Raw genomic sequence first — 1,405 nt, forward strand, 5'->3', positions numbered from 1 at the left:
TATTTTCGTACATTTTCTTATCAGCTATTGCAAAAAAATCAACGAAGTTTTTATGTGATTGATAAGAGTCCGTATAAGCACCTAAAGATGCTGTAATCCCCATATCTTTGAGAGTAATTTCTGCTTGAACAAGTTTTATTAAAAATTCAGCTTGATTTTCAGAAACTCCAGGGAGTAAAACCGCAAATTCATCTCCACCTAACCTTGCTATTACAGCACTTTCAGGCATTATCTTCGTTAAAATATCACCAAATTCAATTAGAATCTTATCTCCCGTAGCATGTCCAAAGGTATCATTTGCTTCCTTGAATTTATTCAAATCAGATATAATAACCGTAATTTGTTCTTCTTTACGTGTCAGACATTCCTCAAAAGCAAGCTCAATATATCGTCGATTATGAACCCGTGTTAAAACATCTTCGTATGCCATCCTCTGTATTTCAAGTTCATGAAGTCTCTGCTCTGTAACATCAAGAACAAAACAAGAAACACCAATCACTTTTTGGCGATTGTTATAAATGGGAGAATACATATTTTGCCAGTAAAGCGTTTTGTCGTCTGTCTTAATAGTATCCATAAATATAAATGTTTCACCCTTTTTCGCACGATCAACATTTGCTTTTAAACGCGCAGCATCTTCACTATTAAGATAATTCATTGGAAAGTCACCAATTTTGGGAGTGAAATAAAAGATTTCTTCCATGAGCCGAATATCATTCTTATTAACCGCAATAAAACGATAATCTAAGTCTACAGCATAGACGTTAATAAGTTTCGAACTCTGTAAGATAAAGTGGGATAGCATATGCTGTCTTCGATTAAGGTAAGATGCTAGGGTCCAAAGAACTAGTATTCCTATAAAGATTGCTAAAACGATGGGATTATCATGGTCAATCAAAACATCATCATACACTAAGCGCATTAATAACATTAACGCAGCAAAAATACTTAAGTACGTTAACAATCTTTGATGCTTGATTAAAAAATCACTTACTTTTCCTAATACCATTACAGCCTCACCATTCTAAGTAGTTTTAATACCTTCAGCATCCAAACTGTCTGTAACAAAACGTCCTGTAAAACCACCGATGAAGCCCGTAGCAGTATTGTCAATTCCTAAACGTTGTAGAATACGGCTGACATTAATACCCTTACCGCCAGCGAATTTATCATCACTCTCTATACGGTTAACTTCACCAATCTCTACCTTGTCGATACGAACAATGAAGTCGATTGATGGGTTTAGCGTCACAGTATAACTCATACTTCAATAACCCTCGTTTTCTCTTTTAATTATTTAAGGAGCCCTTCTTCCGAAGCATTTGTGATTATGGTTACTTTCTCAACCTCGGCTACCTTAGCATAGGTAACCTGACCAAGTTTAGAGGCATCAGCTAGAACATAG

At 35.5% G+C, this 1,405-nt stretch carries 1 protein-coding gene and 2 pseudogenes; all 3 read right to left on the minus strand.

Annotated features, from left to right (window positions below):
* A partial coding sequence (locus HMPREF2867_RS07095) for a sensor domain-containing diguanylate cyclase (protein ID WP_070576724.1) occupies window positions 1–1,009 on the minus strand: 1,009 nt, incomplete at its 3' end.
* Window positions 1,010–1,030: 21 nt separating this feature from the next.
* Window positions 1,031–1,264: pseudogene (locus tag HMPREF2867_RS07100) on the minus strand (PfkB family carbohydrate kinase); the annotation flags it as partial.
* Window positions 1,265–1,293: 29 nt separating this feature from the next.
* Window positions 1,294–1,405, minus strand: a pseudogene (locus HMPREF2867_RS07105) (UDP-N-acetylglucosamine 2-epimerase); the annotation flags it as partial.

The sequence above is a fragment of the Streptococcus sp. HMSC064H09 genome (assembly GCF_001812625.1).
In the GTDB taxonomy this organism is placed as follows: Bacteria; Bacillota; Bacilli; order Lactobacillales; family Streptococcaceae; genus Streptococcus.